The 17,374-nt window shown below is 72.4% G+C and carries 16 protein-coding genes, 1 tRNA gene and 1 pseudogene; 8 read left to right on the top strand and 10 right to left on the bottom strand.

The features are described 5' to 3' along the window. Nucleotides 1-14 precede the first annotated feature (14 nt). Entirely contained in the window at nucleotides 15-710 is a 696-nt protein-coding gene (locus ACH41F_RS24765; RefSeq protein WP_391240301.1) for a hypothetical protein, read from the bottom strand. A gap of 47 nt (nucleotides 711-757) precedes the next feature. On the opposite strand from ACH41F_RS24765, the gene ACH41F_RS24760 reads away from it, so the two are divergent. Continuing rightward, complete coding sequence (locus ACH41F_RS24760; RefSeq protein ID WP_079308592.1) at nucleotides 758-946, top strand: DUF5703 family protein; 189 nt, start codon at nucleotides 758-760, stop codon at nucleotides 944-946. A 90-nt stretch (nucleotides 947-1,036) separates the two neighbouring features. On the opposite strand, the gene ACH41F_RS24755 is transcribed toward ACH41F_RS24760, so the two are convergent. The 3 genes from ACH41F_RS24755 to ACH41F_RS24745 all read right to left on the bottom strand — a co-directional run bounded on the left by ACH41F_RS24755 (nucleotide 1,037) and on the right by ACH41F_RS24745 (nucleotide 3,675). Next, on the bottom strand, nucleotides 1,037-1,834 hold the full coding sequence (locus ACH41F_RS24755) for a chaplin (protein ID WP_398837571.1): 798 nt from the start codon (nucleotides 1,832-1,834) through the stop codon (nucleotides 1,037-1,039). A 139-nt stretch (nucleotides 1,835-1,973) separates the two neighbouring features. Beyond that, entirely contained in the window at nucleotides 1,974-2,207 is a 234-nt protein-coding gene (gene chpH / locus ACH41F_RS24750) for a chaplin ChpH (protein WP_391240308.1), read from the bottom strand. Nucleotides 2,208-2,349: 142 nt separating this feature from the next. Beyond that, nucleotides 2,350-3,675, bottom strand: coding sequence for a M20/M25/M40 family metallo-hydrolase (locus ACH41F_RS24745; RefSeq protein WP_391240311.1), 1,326 nt, complete (start codon nucleotides 3,673-3,675; stop codon nucleotides 2,350-2,352). A gap of 186 nt (nucleotides 3,676-3,861) precedes the next feature. Between ACH41F_RS24745 and ACH41F_RS24740 the strand changes: the two genes are divergently transcribed. Beyond that, a tRNA-Leu gene (locus ACH41F_RS24740) sits at nucleotides 3,862-3,949 on the top strand. A 17-nt stretch (nucleotides 3,950-3,966) separates the two neighbouring features. On the opposite strand, the gene ACH41F_RS24735 is transcribed toward ACH41F_RS24740, so the two are convergent. Next, a complete protein-coding gene (locus ACH41F_RS24735) occupies nucleotides 3,967-4,104 on the bottom strand; it encodes a hypothetical protein (RefSeq protein ID WP_398837570.1) in 138 nt (45 codons plus the stop codon). Between the two features lie 316 nt (nucleotides 4,105-4,420). On the opposite strand from ACH41F_RS24735, the gene ACH41F_RS24730 reads away from it, so the two are divergent. The 3 genes from ACH41F_RS24730 to ACH41F_RS24720 all read left to right on the top strand — a co-directional run bounded on the left by ACH41F_RS24730 (nucleotide 4,421) and on the right by ACH41F_RS24720 (nucleotide 10,187). After that, entirely contained in the window at nucleotides 4,421-8,296 is a 3,876-nt protein-coding gene (locus tag ACH41F_RS24730) for a Pls/PosA family non-ribosomal peptide synthetase (protein ID WP_398837568.1), read from the top strand. Nucleotides 8,297-8,370: 74 nt separating this feature from the next. After that, the gene (locus ACH41F_RS24725; protein WP_391240690.1) at nucleotides 8,371-9,723 is read left to right on the top strand and encodes a M1 family aminopeptidase; all 1,353 of its coding nucleotides are present in this window, start codon (nucleotides 8,371-8,373) and stop codon (nucleotides 9,721-9,723) included. Between the two features lie 89 nt (nucleotides 9,724-9,812). After that, nucleotides 9,813-10,187 carry a YchJ family protein gene (locus tag ACH41F_RS24720; protein WP_398837566.1) on the top strand — a complete coding sequence of 125 codons (375 nt, stop codon included), beginning with the start codon at nucleotides 9,813-9,815 and terminating at the stop codon, nucleotides 10,185-10,187. A 49-nt stretch (nucleotides 10,188-10,236) separates the two neighbouring features. Here ACH41F_RS24720 and ACH41F_RS24715 read toward each other — a convergent pair whose 3' ends face one another. After that, nucleotides 10,237-10,938, bottom strand: a complete 702-nt coding sequence (locus ACH41F_RS24715; protein ID WP_391240321.1) for an FCD domain-containing protein — start codon at nucleotides 10,936-10,938, stop codon at nucleotides 10,237-10,239. Between the two features lie 128 nt (nucleotides 10,939-11,066). Between ACH41F_RS24715 and ACH41F_RS24710 the strand changes: the two genes are divergently transcribed. From ACH41F_RS24710 to ACH41F_RS24700, 3 genes and pseudogenes are all read left to right on the top strand, one after another. Next, complete coding sequence (locus ACH41F_RS24710) at nucleotides 11,067-11,573, top strand: gluconokinase, GntK/IdnK-type (protein ID WP_391240323.1); 507 nt, start codon at nucleotides 11,067-11,069, stop codon at nucleotides 11,571-11,573. Between the two features lie 49 nt (nucleotides 11,574-11,622). Then, nucleotides 11,623-13,020 carry a gluconate:H+ symporter gene (locus ACH41F_RS24705; RefSeq protein ID WP_391240326.1) on the top strand — a complete coding sequence of 466 codons (1,398 nt, stop codon included), beginning with the start codon at nucleotides 11,623-11,625 and terminating at the stop codon, nucleotides 13,018-13,020. A 10-nt stretch (nucleotides 13,021-13,030) separates the two neighbouring features. Beyond that, nucleotides 13,031-13,156: pseudogene (locus tag ACH41F_RS24700) on the top strand (gluconate 5-dehydrogenase); the annotation flags it as partial. Nucleotides 13,157-13,338: 182 nt separating this feature from the next. Here ACH41F_RS24700 and ACH41F_RS24695 read toward each other — a convergent pair. The 4 genes from ACH41F_RS24695 to ACH41F_RS24680 form a co-directional block, all read right to left on the bottom strand. Then, nucleotides 13,339-13,965 carry a cytochrome b/b6 domain-containing protein gene (locus ACH41F_RS24695; RefSeq protein ID WP_398837564.1) on the bottom strand — a complete coding sequence of 209 codons (627 nt, stop codon included), beginning with the start codon at nucleotides 13,963-13,965 and terminating at the stop codon, nucleotides 13,339-13,341. Beyond that, nucleotides 13,949-14,674 carry a molybdopterin-dependent oxidoreductase gene (locus ACH41F_RS24690; protein ID WP_391240332.1) on the bottom strand — a complete coding sequence of 242 codons (726 nt, stop codon included), beginning with the start codon at nucleotides 14,672-14,674 and terminating at the stop codon, nucleotides 13,949-13,951. Before ACH41F_RS24690 ends, ACH41F_RS24695 begins: the two co-directional genes overlap by 17 nt. A 74-nt stretch (nucleotides 14,675-14,748) precedes the next feature. After that, nucleotides 14,749-16,278, bottom strand: a complete 1,530-nt coding sequence (locus ACH41F_RS24685; RefSeq protein ID WP_391240335.1) for an APC family permease — start codon at nucleotides 16,276-16,278, stop codon at nucleotides 14,749-14,751. A 69-nt stretch (nucleotides 16,279-16,347) separates the two neighbouring features. Further along, complete coding sequence (locus tag ACH41F_RS24680; RefSeq protein WP_398837562.1) at nucleotides 16,348-17,298, bottom strand: hypothetical protein; 951 nt, start codon at nucleotides 17,296-17,298, stop codon at nucleotides 16,348-16,350. Nucleotides 17,299-17,374 lie beyond the last annotated feature (76 nt).

The following is a 17,374-nucleotide window of genomic DNA, read 5'->3' as shown; positions in this document are numbered from 1 at the left end:
GCCCAAGCCCAGCGCTAGCGTTCCGCGTCCAGGGGCTCCAGATCCTCGTCCTCGTCCAGCTCCGGGTCGATGTCGTCCAGCTCGTCCTCGTCGGCGTCGTCCGCGCCGGCGAGGTCGTCGTCGAAGACCGCGCTGACGTCGAAGCGGCAGACCACCCGCTGCGGGTCCACCTGCTCGAACGGTGCCGCCAGCCACTCCCCCGGTTCGGTCTGCTCGTCCGCCGCGGTCACCCAGAGCGTGGAGTCGCCCTCCTCCAGCCCGAACTCCTTGTGCCGCGAGGCGATCTCGTCCGGTTCGAACTCCCCGAACAGCAGGCCCAGCGCTCCGTGCACGGTGCCGGAGGTCTCCGCGCCCTCTTCGTAGTCGGCCGCCTCGACCCGCTGGGCCTGGGCGAGCAGCCGCTGCGGCTCGACCACCGCGTAGTCGCGGCGGATCAGCACACTCACGGCGTGCGGTTCCTCGGGACCCGCGTACGGGGGCAGCTCCTCCGTGCCGGGGATCTCGAAGGGCGTGACCTCGTCGTAGCGGTCGTAGAGCAGCTCGTCGTACACCTCGGCGGCCGCGGCGAGTTCGTTGAACGCTTCGTACACGGCCGGGTCGTCCTCCCCCGACCGGTGTTCGACCGCGGCCAGGTGACGGTCGAGCGCGGTCTTGACCGCCTCGGCGGCGGCGCGTACCTCGGCAGCGGTGGGCTGCACAGCATCAGACATAGTGCAGACGCTATCCGTACCGGGCCCCAGCCCGCACAATAGATGCGATGCCGGAATACGAATTTGTCGACGTGTACGTGCCGCGCGGGGTCTCCCGCAAGGACACCACACGTCTGCTGACCGACCATGCCGAGTACGGACACTGGGAGCTGGACCGCCTGAGCCTGCTGCGTGACGGAAGCCGCAAGGTGCGGCTGCGCCGCAGGATCATCCGCCAGGTGCGCGCCACGTGGTGAGGTGAGGCATGCGAGACGGAGCGGGCCCCGCCGAGGCGGGGCCCGCTCCGTTCTGCCTGGCGCCGGCTCTGCCGGCCCCCGGGGCGCCGACTACGCCGAGGCCCGCGCCTTGCGGTAGAGCACTGCGCCCGCGAGCAGCGCGCCCGCTCCGGCCGGGAGGGCGAGGCCCAGGGGCAGGTCACTGCCGGTGCTGGCGAGCTCGGCGTCGCCATGCGGCTGGGTCACGGCCCGGGCACCGGGGTGGTGGTCGCCCCACGAGCCCGGCGCTCCCGGCGTCCCGCCGCCCGGAGTTCCCGGGGTGCCAGGACTGCCCGGGGTACCCGGGATCCCACTGCCTGGCGTGCCCGGCGTCCCGGGAGCACCCGGTCCCCCGGGGTGGCCCGGCTGACCCGGTCCGCCCGGAGGCGTCTGACCGCCGCCGGGAGGCGTACCGGGGGTTCCGCCACCGGGCCCGCCACCGTTGCCGCAGTCGTTGCCCGTGGTCGGGTTGAGCACCCCGACCACGTCGACGCTGTTGCCGCAGACGTTCACCGGGACGTGCACCGGGGCCTCGACATGGTTGCCGGAGCCGACGCCCGGGGAGTCGCTCGCGTGACCGCCGGAGGACGCACCGCCACCGGAGTCGCCGTACCCCCCGGACGATCCGCCGGGATGGGCGCACTTGTTGCCCATGGCCGGGTTGAGCACGCCGACCACGTCGACCGTGTTGCCGCACACGTTCACCGGCGCGTGCACCGGCGCCTGCACCGTGTTGCCCGACAGCACGCCCGGCGAGTTCGAGCTCGATCCGCTCGCCCCGGCGTCGGCGTGCGCGGCGCCTCCCGCGGCGGCGATCACCCCGGTCGCGGCCGCCACTGTCATCAGGCCCTTGCGGGTCACCTCTCGCATTCCTGAATTCCCCCTGCCTTGTGGATTTCGACCTGCGATCCTCGGAAAAGGCCGGTCGGCCCCGGGGCGCATGGCGCGCGCTCCGAGGCCGACGGTCAGATAAACGCCCCTCGGAGGAGTGCACCTCCGGGGGTCGGCGTCACTTGTTGATGCAGGTGTTGCCGAAGGCGGGGTTCAGCAGGCCGATCACAGAGACCGTGTTGCCGCAGACGTTCACCGGGATGTGGACCGGGACCTGAACGACGTTGCCGGACAGGACACCCGGGGAGTGCACGGCGGCACCCTGGGCACCGGCGTCGGCGACGGCGAGACCCGCACCCGCGAGAACGAGGCCACCAGTGGCAGCCGCAGCGGCGACGACCTTCTTGATCATTATTCCTCCTAGTTGGCAAAAGCGATCTCGTGTTGCCGATCGCATCACCTGTAACGAGGAGGGAGTAATGAAGCTACGAGCCTATGAGTGCATTCACCCTTCTCAGTCACTTCCGCACGCCCGGTCGAATCGGCGCGTCCCTTCAGGACGCGTCGATGAACCGGTCCAGCACGCGCACCCCGAACTTCAGCCCGTCCACCGGCACCCGCTCGTCGATTCCGTGGAACATGCCCGCGAAGTCGAGCTCCGGCGGCAGCTGGAGCGGCGCGAAGCCGAAGCAGCGGATGCCGAGGTCGTCGAAGGACTTGGCGTCGGTGCCGCCCGAGAGCATGTAGGGCACCGCCTTCGCGATCGGGTCCTCGGCGCTCAGCGCGCTCTGCATGGCGTCGACGAGCTTTCCGTCGAAGTCGGTCTCCAGCGCCTTGTCGCCGTGCACGTCCTCGCGGCGCACGCGCGGGCCGAGGATGCGGTCGAGGTCGGCGAGGAACTCCTCCTCGTAGCCGGGCAGGAAACGGCCGTCGACGTGGGCCGTGGCCTGACCGGGGATGACGTTGACCTTGTAGCCGGCGCCGAGCATGGTGGGCGCCGCCGAGTTCCGCAGCGTGGCGCCGACCATCTTCGCGATGCCGCCGAGCTTGGCGAGGGTCTCGTCCATGTTCTCGGGGTCGAGCTCGGTGCCGAGGGCATCGGACAGCTCGTCGAGGAAGGACCGCACGGTCTTGGTGACCCGCACCGGCCAGGTGTGCCGCCCGAGCCGGCCGACGGCCTCGCACAGCTCGGTGATGGCGTTGTCGTCGTTGGTCATCGAGCCGTGCCCGGCGGTGCCGTCCACGGTGAGCCGCATCCAGTGCATGCCCTTCTGGGCCGTCTCGACCAGGTACAGGCGCAGGTTCTCGTTGACGGTGAAGGAGAACCCGCCGACCTCGCCGATCGCCTCGCTGACGCCCTCGAAGAGGTCGGGGTGCTTGTCGACGAGGTACCGGGCGCCGTACGTGCCGCCCGCCTCCTCGTCGGCGAGGAAGGCCAGCACGATGTCCCGCGGAGGCTTGCGGCCGCTGCGCAGCCGGTCGCGGACGACCGCCAGGGTCATCGCGTCCATGTCCTTCATGTCGACGGCGCCCCGCCCCCACACGCATCCGTCGGCGACCTCGCCGGAGAAGGGGTGGTGGGTCCAGTCCGCCGCGTTGGCCGGTACGACGTCGGTGTGCCCGTGGATGAGGAGCGCCGGCTTGGAGGGGTCCTCGCCCTCGATGCGGGCGACGGTGGAGGCGCGGCCCGGGTGCGATTCGATGATCCGCGGTTCGAGGCCCACCTCGGCGAGCTTCTCGGCGACGTACTCGGCCGCCTTGCGCTCGCCCGGGCCCGAGTGGTCGCCGTAGTTGCTGGTGTCGATCCGGATCAGCTCGCGGCAGAGGTCCACGACCTCGTCCTCGCCGGTGACGTGCCTGGTCGTGTCCGTCCCGCTCACGGTGGTTCCTCCCGCTGTCACTGCTGGTGGTCGCCCTCATCCTCTCTCTCCGGCGGGCCGCGCCCAAGACCGGACCCGGCCCGTCACACGGCGTTCACGCCGAGGTGAGGGGGTGATCGGGGCACCTCGAAAGCCTGGTAATGTTTCCTCTGTCGCCGCGAGGGAAACCCGCGCGACAGACACCTTGTCCGGGTGGCGGAATGGCAGACGCGCTAGCTTGAGGTGCTAGTGCCCTTTATCGGGCGTGGGGGTTCAAGTCCCCCCTCGGACACCAGCTGAAACCCCTGTCGATCAGGGGTTTTTTGCTTTTCCCCGCAGGACCACCGGCGGCGCGGGTGGGGCGACGGTACGGACCACCACCGGCACCAATCTCAGCATCGGGGCGAGGACGATCACCTTCGCTCCGACCTCGCTGACGAAGAAGGTCACCGGGGCGAACCGGACGCCACGGACAGCTGAACTCGAGACCTACGCAGCATGAACGAAGCGCCCAACACCGGCCACTCTCCGGGTTCTTGGGCGATGTGGGGCATGTCTCGCCCTCGTTGAGGATCCGCAGGTCAGGCGGTACGAGGCCCGTTCGGGACGCCACCCGGACGGGCCCGTCCGCTGGCTGTTCCAGGGGCCCGAACCTAGCGTCGTACTAAAATTTCCGGCTTGTTACGAGCTGGAGCCGGACAACCCCAGGCAGACCTGCGGCCCCACCAGCACCCCGGAGGCCTCCGGGATCGAGACGCGAGGGCCGATGGCAGCCATACACGAGAGCGATGCTCTCGGCCTGCTCGAGGACGAGATCCGCGAGCGGTTCGGTGATACGGCACGTTTCTCCGGGGGCCCGGCGGCCTCTCCGCGCACCCTGGTGGACATCTTCGACGCGTCCGTGCGGTCGTACCCGGACGAGCCCGCTCTGGACGACGGCACGACGTCGCTGACCTACCGCGCGCTGGCCGTCGAGGTGGAGCGGCTGCGGCGCGCGCTCGCGCAGGCCGGGGTCGGTCTGGGCGACCGGGTGGGCGTCCGCGTCCCCTCCGGCACCAACGACCTCTATGTGGCGATCCTCGCCGTGCTCGCCGCCGGTGCCGCCTATGTGCCGGTGGACGCCGAGGACCCCGACGAGCGCGCCGAGCTGGTGTTCGGCGAGGCGGACGTACGGGCCGTCGTGGCGGCCGGGCACGAGCTGACCCTGACCGGGCGCGGCGAGGTGCCCGCCGCGCGGCCCGGCGAGGTGCCCGCCGCGCGGCCCGGCGTCGGGCACGACGCGTGGGTTATCTTCACCTCCGGCTCCACCGGGAAGCCCAAGGGTGTCGCCGTCAGTCACCGCAGCGCCGCCGCGTTCGTGGACGCCGAGGCCGCGCTGTTCCTCGCCGAGGAGCCCATCGGTCCCGGGGACCGGGTCATGGCGGGTCTGTCGGTCGCCTTCGACGCGTCCTGCGAGGAGATGTGGCTGGCGTGGCGGTACGGCGCCTGTCTGGTGCCGGTGCCGCGGGCGCAGGTCAGGAGCGGTGCCGATCTCGGGCCCTGGCTGGTGGAGCAGGAGATCACCGTCGTCTCCACGGTGCCGACGCTGGCCGCGCTGTGGGAGCCGGAGACCCTCACCGACGTACGGCTGCTGATCTTCGGTGGGGAGGCCTGTCCGCCCGAGCTGGCGCAGCGGCTGGTGACCGAGGGGCGTGAGGTCTGGAACACGTACGGGCCGACCGAGGCGACCGTGGTGGCCTGTGCCTCGCTCATGTCCGGTGCGGAGCCGATCCGGATCGGGCTGCCGCTGGACGGCTGGGAGCTGGCCGTCGTGGACGAGGCCGGGGCGCCCGTACCCATGGGCGCCAGCGGGCAGTTGGTGATCGGCGGGGTCGGTCTCGCGCGGTACCTGGACGCCGGGAAGGACGCGGAGAAGTACGCGCCGCTGGAGTCGCTGGGCTGGGAGCGGGCGTACCGCAGCGGTGACCTCGTCAGGGCGGAGCCGGAGGGGCTGGTCTTCCTCGGGCGGGCCGACGAGCAGATCAAGCTGGGCGGGCGGCGGATCGAACTGGGTGAGGTGGATGCCGCGTTGCAGGCGTTGCCCGGTGTCGCCGGTGGCGCCGCCGCCGTGCGCACCGCCCGCGGCGGCAACCAGCTCCTGGTCGGCTACGTCGTGACGCAGGAGGGCTGGGACCACGCGACGGCGGTCGAGAGGCTGCGCGCCGAACTTCCCGCCGCCCTGGTGCCGTTGCTCGCGCCGGTCGGCGAACTGCCCACCCGGACCAGCGGCAAGGTCGACCGCGACGCCCTGCCCTGGCCGCTGAAGGACCTCGAAACCGGCGGTCCCGTCGAGCAGTTGTACGGCACGGAGGCGTGGCTCGCCGAGCAGTGGAGCGAGGTGCTCGGCATCCCCGTGTCGAGCGCGCGCGACGACTTCTTCGCCATCGGCGGCAGCAGCCTCGCCGCCGCCCAGCTGACCACCCGGCTGCGCACCCGCTACCCGAGCGCGGCCGTCCTCGACATCTACCAGCAGCCGGTCCTGCGGAAGTTGGCCCGGCACCTGACGGAGTCGGCGCAGGACGACGGTGCCGCGCGGGTCGTCGCCCCGGTGCCGGTGCGGGCCCAGGTGATCCAACTCCTCGCGATGGTCCCCCTGTTCACCCTGCTGGGGCTGCGCTGGACGGTGGCGTTGGCCGCGCTGGGCAACGTCCTGTCGTACGCCTGGCTGCCGACCGCCTCCTGGTGGCTCGTCGGTGCGGCGGCGCTGGTGCTGTTCAGTCCGCCCGGGCGGCTGGCGATCGCGGCGGGCGGGGCGCGGCTCCTGCTCAGGGGGGTGCGGCCCGGCCGGTACCCGCGCGGCGGGAGCGTGCATCTGCGGCTGTGGGCCGCGGAGCGGCTGGCCGAGTTCAGCGGGGCGACGGGGCTGACCGGGGTGTGGCTGGAGCGGTACGCGCGGGCACTGGGCGCCAGGGTCGGTCCGGACGTGGACCTGCACTCGCTGCCGCCGGTGACCGGCATGCTCAAGCTGGGCCGGGGCGCGGCCGTCGAGTCCGAGGTGGACCTGAGCGGCTGGTGGCTGGACGGCGACCGGCTGGAGCTCGGGGCGGTCAGGGTCGGCGCGCACGCGGTGGTCGGGACGCGCAGCATCCTCTTCCCGGGCGCTCGCGTCGGCAAGCGGGCCGAGGTGGCGCCGGGTTCGGCGGTCACCGGGCAGGTCCCCACCGGGCAGCGCTGGGCGGGCGCGCCCGCGGTCAAGCTGGGCAAGGCCAAGCGGAACTGGCCCAAGGAGCGGCCGCGCAAGGGCACGTACTGGCGTGTGATGTACGGCGTGACCGGTGTGGCGCTCAGTGCGCTGCCGGTGCTCGCGGGCCTGGCCGCGTTCCTGGTGGGCCGGGTGTTCTTCGCGCCGGGGCAGCCTCTCCTCGGGGCCGCGCTCGCGCTGGTCCCGGCGACGCTGGCGTTCGGTCTGGCGTACGCGCTGCTGCTCCTGGTCGCCGTACGGCTGCTGAGCCTGGGGTTGCGGGAGGGCACGCATCCGACCCACAGCCGGGTGGGCTGGCAGGCCTGGACGGTCACCCAGCTGATGGACCGTTCGCGCGAGACGCTGTTCCCGCTGTACGCCGGGCTGGCCACGCCGGTGTGGCTGCGGTTGCTCGGGATGCGGATCGGGCGGGGCGCGGAGGTGTCGACGGTGCTCGCGCTGCCGAGCCTGACGACGGTCGGCGAGGGCGCGTTCCTGGCCGACGACACGCTGACCGCGCCGTACGAGCTGGGTGGCGGCTGGATGCGGATCGGGCGGGCCGAGATCGGGCGGCGGGCGTTCCTCGGGAACTCGGGGATGACCGCGCCGGGGCGGTCCGTGCCGGACGGCGGGCTGGTCGGGGTGCTGTCGGCGACGCCGAAGAAGGCGAAGAAGGGCAGCTCGTACCTGGGACTGCCGCCGGTGAAGCTCCCCCGGGCGGCGGCCGGCGGCGACCAGAGCCGGACGTACGACCCGCCGGCGCGGCTGCTGTGGGCGCGCGCTCTGGTGGAGCTGTGCCGGATCGTGCCGGTGTTCTGCTCGGCGGCGATCGGCGTGCTGACGGTGGCGGCGCTGTGTGCGCTCGGCGGGTGGGCGTGGGCGCTGTCGGGCCTGGTGCTGCTCGCGGCGGGCGGGGTGGCCGCGCTGGTGTCGATCGTCGCGAAGTGGCTGCTCGTCGGGCGGCACCGCGGCGGGGAGCACCCGCTGTGGAGCTCCTTCGTGTGGCGCAACGAGCTGGCGGACACCTTCGTCGAGGTCGTCGCCGTGCCGTGGCTGGCCGGGGCCGTGCCGGGTACGCCGCTGATGACCGCGTGGCTGCGGGGACTCGGCGCGCGCATCGGCAAGGGGGTCTGGGTGGAGAGCTACTGGCTGCCGGAGACGGATCTGGTGACCCTGGAGGACGCGGTCACGGTGAACCGGGGCTGTGTGCTCCAGACGCACCTCTTCCACGACCGGATCTTGCGGACGGATACTGTGGTCCTCCGTGAGGGCGCGACGCTGGGTCCTGGCGGGATCGTGCTGCCCGGCAGCACGGTCGGGGCCCGTACGACCCTGGGTCCCGCGTCGCTCGTCATGGCCGCGGAGTCCGTTCCGGACGGCACCCGTTGGCTCGGCAACCCGATCGAGGCATGGCGTCACTGAGCGCGGGCCACTCGGCACGGGAGGGCGGTGCACCGGAGCGGAGTGGCGACATGGCGCAGGGAGCGGGCACAGCGGTGGCGGTTCAGCAGTCGGCGGGTTCGGACCCGTACTTCCCGGAGAACGGTGACGCGCGGTACCGGGTGCACCGGTACGAACTCGCGCTGGACTACCGTCCGGGCCCGAACCGGCTGTCCGGCACGGCCCGGATCAACGCCATAGCGGGACGGTCGCCGCTGGGCGACTTCTTCCTGAATCTCGCCGACTTCAAGGTCGGGCGGGTCCGGGTGGACGGCCGGCAGCCGCACTACACGCATCGCGGCGGCAAGTTGCGCATCCGCCCCGCGAAACCGGTCCGGCCGGGGGCCGCGTTCACGGTCGAGGTGCAGTGGGCGGGCAACCCCAAGCCGGTGCACAGCCCGTGGGGCGGGCTCGGGTGGGAGGAGCTGGAGGACGGGGCGCTGGTGGCCAGCCAGCCGGTCGGGGCGCCGTCGTGGTACCCGTGCAACGACCGGCCCGCGGACAAGGCCTCCTACCAGATCTCGATCACCACGCCGTCGGCGTACGCGGTGGTGGCGGGCGGGCGCCTGCTGACCCGGACCACGAAGGCGTCCACGACGACGTGGGTGTACGAGCAGTCGGCGCCGACGTCCAGCTATCTGGTGGGACTGTCGATCGGCACGTACCAGACGGTGCTGCTGGGCGATCCGGGGCCGGGCGGGGTGCCGCAGCACGGGCACATCCCGGCGCGTCTTCTGCCGCAGTTCTCCCGGGACTTCGCGCGCCAGCCGCAGATGATGGACCTCTTCCAGGAGCTGTTCGGCCCGTACCCGTTCGACGAGTACGCGGTCGTGGTGACGGAGGAGGAGCTCGATGTGCCGGTGGAGGCACAGGGGTTGTCCCTCTTCGGCTCCAACCACGTGGACGGGGCGCGGGGTTCGGAGCGGCTGGTGGCGCACGAGCTGGCGCACCAGTGGTTCGGCAACAGCGTGTCCATCGCCGACTGGCGGCACATCTGGCTGAACGAGGGGTTCGCCAAGTACGCGGAGTGGCTGTGGTCGGAGCGCTCGGGCGGACGGACGGCGCAGCAACTGGCCGCCGCCGCGCACCGGTTGCTGTCCTCGCTGCCGCAGGACCTCAAGCTCGCCGACCCGGGCCGCAAATCGATGTTCGACGACCGGCTCTACGAGCGCGGCGGGCTGACCGTGCACGCGGTGCGCTGCGCGATGGGCGACGTGGCCTTCTTCCGCATGCTGCGGGAGTGGGCGGGACTGCACCGGGGCGGGGCGGTGACGACGTCGACCTTCACCGCGCACGCCTCGCGCTTCTCGGCCGAGCCGCTGGACGAGGTGTTCCAGGCGTGGGTGCACGGGACGGCGCTGCCGCCGCTGCCGGTGCCGCGGACGCGGGCGGCCGGCCAGGGCCTGTAGTGAAAGTGGCCTCTGCCGCGCGACGCCCGGCACGCACTCTCGCCGCACCGCCCGAGAGCCCGAGTACGCCAGTCCGGGAGAATGGCGCCATGAGCACGCGTTCCTGTCCCTGCGGTCTGCCCGAGCCCTACGAGCGGTGCTGCGGCCGCTATCACTCGGGGGCCGCCGCGGCGCCCACCGCCGAGGCGCTGATGCGGTCCCGGTACTGCGCCTTCGTCCAGCAGGACGCCGCCTATCTGCTGCGGACCTGGCATCCGCGGACCCGGCCGGCGAGCCTCGACCTCGACGGGCGCATGCGATGGACCGGTCTGGAGATCCTCGACACCACTGACGGCTCGGCGTTCCACTCCGTGGGGACGGTGACGTTCCGGGCGTCCTACCGGGGCGGGTCGCTGCATGAGCGCAGCCGGTTCGAGCGGGTGGACGGGGCCTGGGTCTATGTGGACGGGGACTTCCTGGAGTGACCCTCGCGGCGGCGGGGGCGGGCGGTGTGCGCGCGCCGCGCCTCGTCGGTCACGGCGCGAGGATGTCCAGTTCCTGGAGCGCGCCCATGGTGATCTCGCGGGTGAGGGTCTCGGCGCGGACCGCGTCGCGGGCGCGGACCGCCTCGGCGACCTGGACGTGCAGGGTCACCGCGGCCGGGTCGGGGTCCTCGAACATGACCTCGTGATGGGTGCGGCCGGCGAGGACCTCGGCGACCACGTCGGCGAGGCGGGCGAACATCTCGTTGCCGGAGGCCGCGAGGATGACGCGGTGGAAGGCCGTGTCGTGGACCAGGTAGCCCTCCAGCTGGTGGCCGCGTGAGTGGGCGACCATGCCCAGCGCGCACTCGGTGAGCTCGGCGCACTGCCGCGCCGTGGCGTTCCTGGCCGCGAGGCCCGCGGCGACCGGCTCGACGGCCGAGCGCAGGACCGTCAGGGAGCGCAGCTGGTGCGGGCGGTCGGCGCCGGCCAGGCGCCAGCGGATCACCTGGGGGTCGTAGACGTTCCAGTCGCACTTGGGGCGGACCGTCACGCCCACGCGGCGGCGGGACTCGACCAGGTGCATGGACTCCAGGACGCGGACCGCCTCGCGCATCACCGAGCGGGACACGTCGAACTGCTGGGCGAGTTCGTCCGTGCGCAGAACGCTGCCCGGCGGGTACTCGCCCGCGGTGATCGCGGGGCCGAGGGTTTCCAGTACATGGCCGTGCAGCCCCCGGCCGGATGTGCTCATGCACTCAGCGTACGCGGCAGATCACGGAGCCAAAAAGTCAGACTTATTCATCACAGGCTCTTGAATTCGTCGTACCTAATGGGTTTCAGTTGCGTCGACATCAGGTCGACGAAGACAGGGAGGCAGCGATGAACACCCCTCATGTCGTCGCGGTGATGGGCGTCGCGGGCACCGGCAAGACCACGATCGGTCCCCTGCTCGCCGCCCGGCTCGGCGTCCCGTACGCCGAGGGCGACGACTTCCACCCGCCGGCCAACATCGCCAAGATGTCGGCCGGCACCCCGCTCGCCGACGAGGACCGGTGGCCCTGGCTGGACGCCATCGGCGACTGGGCACGCGGGCGGGCGGGACTGGGCGGGGTGGTCAGCTGCTCGGCGCTGAAGCGGTCGTACCGCGACCGGCTCCGCGCCGTCGCCCCCGAGCTCGTCTTCGTCCACCTCGCGGGCGAGCGCGCCCTCATCGAGGACCGGATGTCCCATCGGCAGGGGCACTTCATGCCGACGGCGCTGCTCGACTCCCAGTTCGCGACCCTCCAGCCGCTCCAGGAGGACGAGGCGGGCGTCGCGGTGGACGTCACCGGCAGCCCCGAGGAGATCGCCGGCCGGGCCGCCGAGGCCCTGGCCGCACTCGCGTAACACCCCCGCACCTCCCCTCCCCGTCCCCGTACCTGCAAGGGAAACCCCCGTGACCAGACTCAGCGTCGAGATGCTGGCAGCGGATCCGGTCGAGCCGATCACCTCGGCCGGGCACGCTCAGCTGGGCATAGCCGTCCTGGCGGGCATCGCCGTCATCGTCCTGCTCATCACCCGGTTCAAGCTCCACGCGTTCCTGTCGCTGACCATCGGTTCGCTCGCGCTGGGCGCGTTCGCCGGGGCGCCGCTGGACAAGGCCATCACCAGCTTCACCACCGGCCTCGGCACCACAGTCGCCGGTGTGGGCGTGCTCATCGCCCTCGGCGCCATCCTGGGCAAGATGCTCGCCGACTCCGGCGGCGCCGACCAGATCGTCGACACGATCCTCGCCAGGGCGGGCGGCCGTTCGTTGCCGTGGGCCATGGTGCTGATCGCCTCGGTGATCGGTCTGCCGCTGTTCTTCGAGGTGGGCGTCGTGCTGCTGATCCCGGTCGTGCTGATGGTCGCCAAGCGCGGCAACTACTCGCTCATGCGGATCGGTATCCCGGCGCTCGCCGGTCTGTCCGTGATGCACGGCCTGGTCCCGCCGCACCCCGGCCCGCTGGTCGCGATCGACGCGGTCAAGGCCGACCTGGGGGTCACCCTGGCCCTCGGCGTGCTCGTCGCGATCCCGACCGTGATCATCGCCGGTCCGCTGTTCTCCCGGTACGCGGCCCGCTGGGTGGACGTCCCGGCGCCGGAGAAGATGATCCCGCAGCGGGCCTCGGAGGAACTGGAGAGGCGTCCCGGCTTCGGCGCCACGCTGATCACCATCATGCTGCCGGTGATCCTCATGCTCTCCAAGGCGCTCGTCGACATCGTCATCGACGACCCGGAGAACACCACGCAGCGCGTCTTCGACGTCATCGGCTCGCCGCTGATCGCCCTGCTCGCCTCCGTGCTGCTCGGCATCTTCACGCTGCTGCGGCCCGCGGGCTTCGGCAAGGAGCGGGTCTCCGGTCTGGTGGAGAAGGGCCTCGCGCCGATCGCGGGCATCCTGCTGATCGTCGGCGCGGGCGGCGGCTTCAAGCAGACGCTGATCGACACCGGCGTGGGCGCGATGATCCTGGACATCTCCAAGGACTGGTCCATCCCGGCCCTGCTGCTGGCCTGGCTGATCGCGGTGGCCATCCGCCTCGCGACCGGTTCCGCCACCGTGGCGACGGTCTCCGCGGCCGGGCTGGTCGCCCCGCTGGCCGCCGACATGTCGACGACCCACGCGGCCCTGCTCGTCCTCGCCATCGGCGCCGGCTCGCTCTTCTTCAGCCATGTCAACGACGCCGGGTTCTGGCTGGTCAAGGAGTACTTCGGCCTGAGCGTCGGCCAGACGATCAAGACCTGGTCCGTCATGGAGACGATCATCTCGGTGGTCGCGGGCGGCCTGGTCCTGCTCCTCTCGCTGATCATCTAGGGGTACGGGGATGAGTCACCCGCTGTTCGACATCAGCGGCCGGAGGGCCCTGGTCACCGGGTCCAGCCGGGGCATCGGCCTCACCCTGGCCCGGGGCCTGGCCGAGGCGCGCATGTCCTGCAAGGTACTGCTGGACTTCGGGGGCTGAATCAGGCCGGACCGCCCGGCGGCCGGTGTCACGGCCAACCGGTCAATGGCGCCCGAGCCAGGGACGTGACGCGAGGGCACGACGACCAGCGCCACGGCCGCGAGGCAGGCGTCGGGGGCGACCGGCCTCACCCCCGCCAACCCGGGCCGCCCCCGGTCGCGGCCAACCGCTCAGCGGCGCCACAGGGAGTGTTCCCGCTCGGCCCATTCCCGGCTCACCGTTCCGGTTCTGAGGCCGCGGCGGGACTCCGGGTCGGCCAGCGCCATGCCGATGTGGCCGGCGAGGACGATGCCGATGGTCAGCGCCAGCCAGTCGTGGACGAAGGTCGCGCTGGTGCGCCACCGGATCGGGGTGAGGTGGGTGAACCACATCAGCAGGCCGGTGCCGAGCATCACCAGCGTGGCGCCCGCGATCCAGGCGGCGTAGACCTTCTGGCCGGCGTTGAACTTCCCCGCCGGGCGTGCCGAGGGCCGCTTGTCGCGGCGCAGGGCGGCGCGCAGCCAGGTCCGGTCGTGGGGGCCGAAGCGGTTCAGGAGGCCGAGGTCGGCGCGCAGGTGCCGGGAGGCCAGGCCGGCGAGGACGGGAAGGGGCAGGGCGAGGCCGGACCACTCGTGGACGCGGACCACCAGCTCGCGGCGGCCGACGAGTTCGGCGAGCTGGGGGAGGTAGAGACAGGCGGCGCTGAGCACGCACACGCCCATCAGGGCGGCCGTCGCGCGGTGCACCCGGCGCTGGCTGCGGCCGAAGCGCCGGACGCGGGACGACTCGGGGGCGGGGGCGTCAGTTCGTAGGCTCATCGTCCCGCCCGTTCGACCTGCCGACCCAGGCGTCGACGTCGTAGCCGCGCCGTTCCCAGTAGCCCGGTTCCACGTCCTCGGTGACGGTGATGCCGGAGAGCCACTTGGCGGACTTGTAGAAGTACATCGGCGCCACGTAGAGGCGGACCGGGCCGCCGTGGCTGTGGGCGAGGTCCTCGTCCCGCATGCGCAGGGCCACGAGGACGTCCGCGCGGCGGGCCTGGTCGAGGGTGAGGCTCTCGGTGTACGTGCCGTCGAAGCAGCTGAACCGGATCGCCGTGGCGGTGGAGCGGACCCCGGCGGCGTCGAGCAGCCGGGACAGGCGGACGCCCTCGAAGGGGGTGCCCGGGACGCGCCAGCCGGTGACGCACTGGACGTCCTTGACCATCCGGGTCTGGGGCATCGCCCGCAGGTCGTTCAGGGTGTAGGTGGCCGGGCGGTCGACGAGGCCGTCGATCTTGAGGCGGTAGGTGGCGGCGTTCTTGTGGGGGACGGAGGAGGCGACCGAGTAGTAGCGGAAGCCGCCGCCGTTGGGGAGCAGGCCCGCGAGGCCGGTGGGGTCCTTGTCGGCGGCGCCGCCGAGGAAGGACTCCAGGCCGCGCTGGAGGGTGGGCGCGGCGACCACGCCGAGGGCGCCGAGGCCGAGGGTGCCGAGGAGGACACGGCGGCCGACGGGCCTGCCCTGTTCCTCGGGCTGTCCGGAGTTCACCTGACCATTCGAACACCCGCGGGCCCTGGCGGACCAGGGTTCGCGGGTGCCCGTCAGACTTCCGTAACCACTCTCTACGAGGAGGCCGCCTTGTCCAGCTGGAAGGCCTCGTTGCCCAGGCCGATGCGGGCGTGCGCCTCGGGCGAGCGGGCGCGGAGGAGCAGGCCCTGGACCACGCCGACGAGCAGCGCCAGGACGATGATGCCGGGCAGCAGCCAGTTCAGCGACGAGTCCGGCCCCGAGCCGACCAGGACGTCGAAGTCCTTCACCGTGTACCCGGCGATCACCAGCAGGGCGAGGCCGGCGAGTGCGGAGGTGACCAGGCGCCAGGCCTGGGCGCCGGCGGCCCCGCGGCGGGCGAAGAAGACGACCACCGAGAAGGAGGCCGCCGCCATCAGGACGATCACTCCGAGGGCGCCGATGTTGCCGAACCAGGTGAACAGGTGCAGGACGGGGACGGTCGGGTCGCCGGTCGGCTTGTCGTCGGCGACCGCGAAGGCGGCCACGACCACCACCGAGACGGCCGTCTGGAGCAGCGACCCGGTGCCGGGGGCGCCGCTGGCGCCGGTGGTGCGGCCGAAGGCGGCGGGGAGCAGGCCCTCACGGCCCATGGCGAAGGCGTAGCGGGCGACGACGTTGTGGAAGCTGAGCATCGCGGCGAACATGCCGGTCACGAAGAGGATGTGCAGCGCGTCGGTGAAGGTGCCGCCGAGGCGGGACTCGGTGAGGCCGAAGAGCAGCCCGGCGCTCTGCTTCTGCGCCTCCCCCACGATCGCCGACGGGCCGGTGGCGACGGTCAGGGCCCAGCTGCTGAGCGCGAAGAAGACGGCGACGCCGCCGACGGCGAGGAACATGACCCGGGGCACCAGGACGTGCGGGCGGCTGGTCTCCTCGGCGTAGACGGGCGCCTGCTCGAAGCCGAGGAAGGCGGCGATGCAGAAGCACAGGGCGGTGCCGACGCCCGCGCCGGTGAGGGTGTCGGGGTTGAAGGCGTGCAGGGACAGGCCCTCCTTGCCCGGGTCGGCGACGGCGGCGATGTCGAAGACGACGACCAGGGCCACCTCGATGACCAGCAGGACGCCGAGCACCTTCGCGTTGACGTCGATCTTCAGCCAGCCCAGCGCGCCGACGACGAGCGCGGCCACCAGGGCGGGTATCCACCAGGCGACCTCCGTCTCGGCGTAGGTGGCGAACAGGCCGGAGACCTCGAAGCCGAAGATGCCGTAGATGCCGACCTGGAGGGCGTTGTAGGCGACGAGGGCGACCATCGCCGCGCCCGCGCCGGCGGTGCCGCCGAGGCCTCGGGAGATGTAGGCGTAGAAGGCGCCGGCGTTGTGGACGTGCCGGCTCATCTCGGCGTAGCCGATGCCGAACAGGACGAGGATCACGCCGAGGAGGACGAAGAGCAGGGGCTGTCCGACGATGCCCATCACCGCGAATGTGGTGGGCATGACACCCGCGACCACCATGAGGGGGGCGGTCGCCGCGAGCACCGAGAGCAGCAGGCCACCGGTGCCGAGGCGGTCGGCGCGCAGGGCCCGCTCCTGACCCTTGAAGGTGCTGATGCCGTCGGTTCTGCTCGGGCTCGAACTGTCCGTTGTCACGGGGGAGACCGTCCTTTTCGGGGGAAGGGCTGGCGGGGGTCGGGGGCCGTCAGGAGGTGCCGGGGGGCCTTACGTCGTGCCGAGGGCGCTGTCGCGGGCGGCGCGGAAGGCGGCGGAGGGGTCCCGGTCGGGGTACGACCAGGGGGCGGGGGTGGCGTGCTCGCCGATGCGGTGGAACAGGGCGGCGGCCTCGGCGCCCCGGCCCTCGCACACCTTGGCGTGGGCGAGGAAGTTGAGGTCGACCAGGCGCCGGGGATGGCCCTCGTGCTCCCATTCCAGCCACCAGTCGAAGGCGGCCTTCATCACCTGGCGGGCCCGGCGGCCGACCCAGTGGCCGGAGGCGGCCGGGTCGGGGGGCTCGTGGCCGGCGGCGGCGAGGACGCGGTAGCGCTCGGCGTGCGCGATGACCGGGAGGATGGCGAGGGGTGAGTCGGCGGGGGCCTGTTCGGCGGCCCAGTTGGCGAAGTCGTAGACCTCGTGCAGGGGGTCCGGGCCGGTCTCGGCGCGGTGCTCGGCCAGGCGGGCGACCATCAGATGGTGGGCGTGGTGGTGGTCGGCGTGCCGCCGGCGGACCTCCTCGAAGATCCGGACGGCGGTCTGGGCGCCGACCGTGCCCTTCTCCAGCATGAGCATCCCGAGCCACGGGGTGGGGTCGGCGGGGGCCCGCTCGGCGGCGGCGCGGCAGGCATCGCGGGCGCGGTCCGGCTTCTCCTTGCCACGCAGGGCGCGCTGGACCTGGGCGAGGGCGAGCAGGACGGCGGCGTCGGCGGACTCGGGCTCGGCGAGCAGCCAGTCGCGGGTCCAGGCGGCGCTGTAGGGCTCCAGGGCGAGGACGGTCACCCGGTGACCTCGCAGGTCCCAGTCGTCGCCGGAGTGCGCGAGCAGGGAGCGGGCGGCCTGCCAACGGCCCTGGGCCAACGCGGCGCGGGCTGCGCCGAGTTCGGCGTCGTCGAGGGCGGCGTCGAAGGCCTGGGCCGCGCGTCTGCGGCTGCGACCCAGTGGGGGCGGGGGTGGAGACACCGCGGAGACTTCCTCACGCGACGTTGCTCGACGTCGTAGTTCGGTTGTGTGGGCAGCTGGTCACGGACAGCAAACC

It is taken from the genome of Streptomyces sp. NPDC020489, assembly GCF_044386545.1.
In the GTDB taxonomy this organism is placed as follows: Bacteria; Actinomycetota; Actinomycetes; order Streptomycetales; family Streptomycetaceae; genus Streptomyces.
The sequence above is the reverse complement of the archived record's forward strand: the minus strand, read 5'-3'. Positions and strand labels throughout refer to the sequence as shown.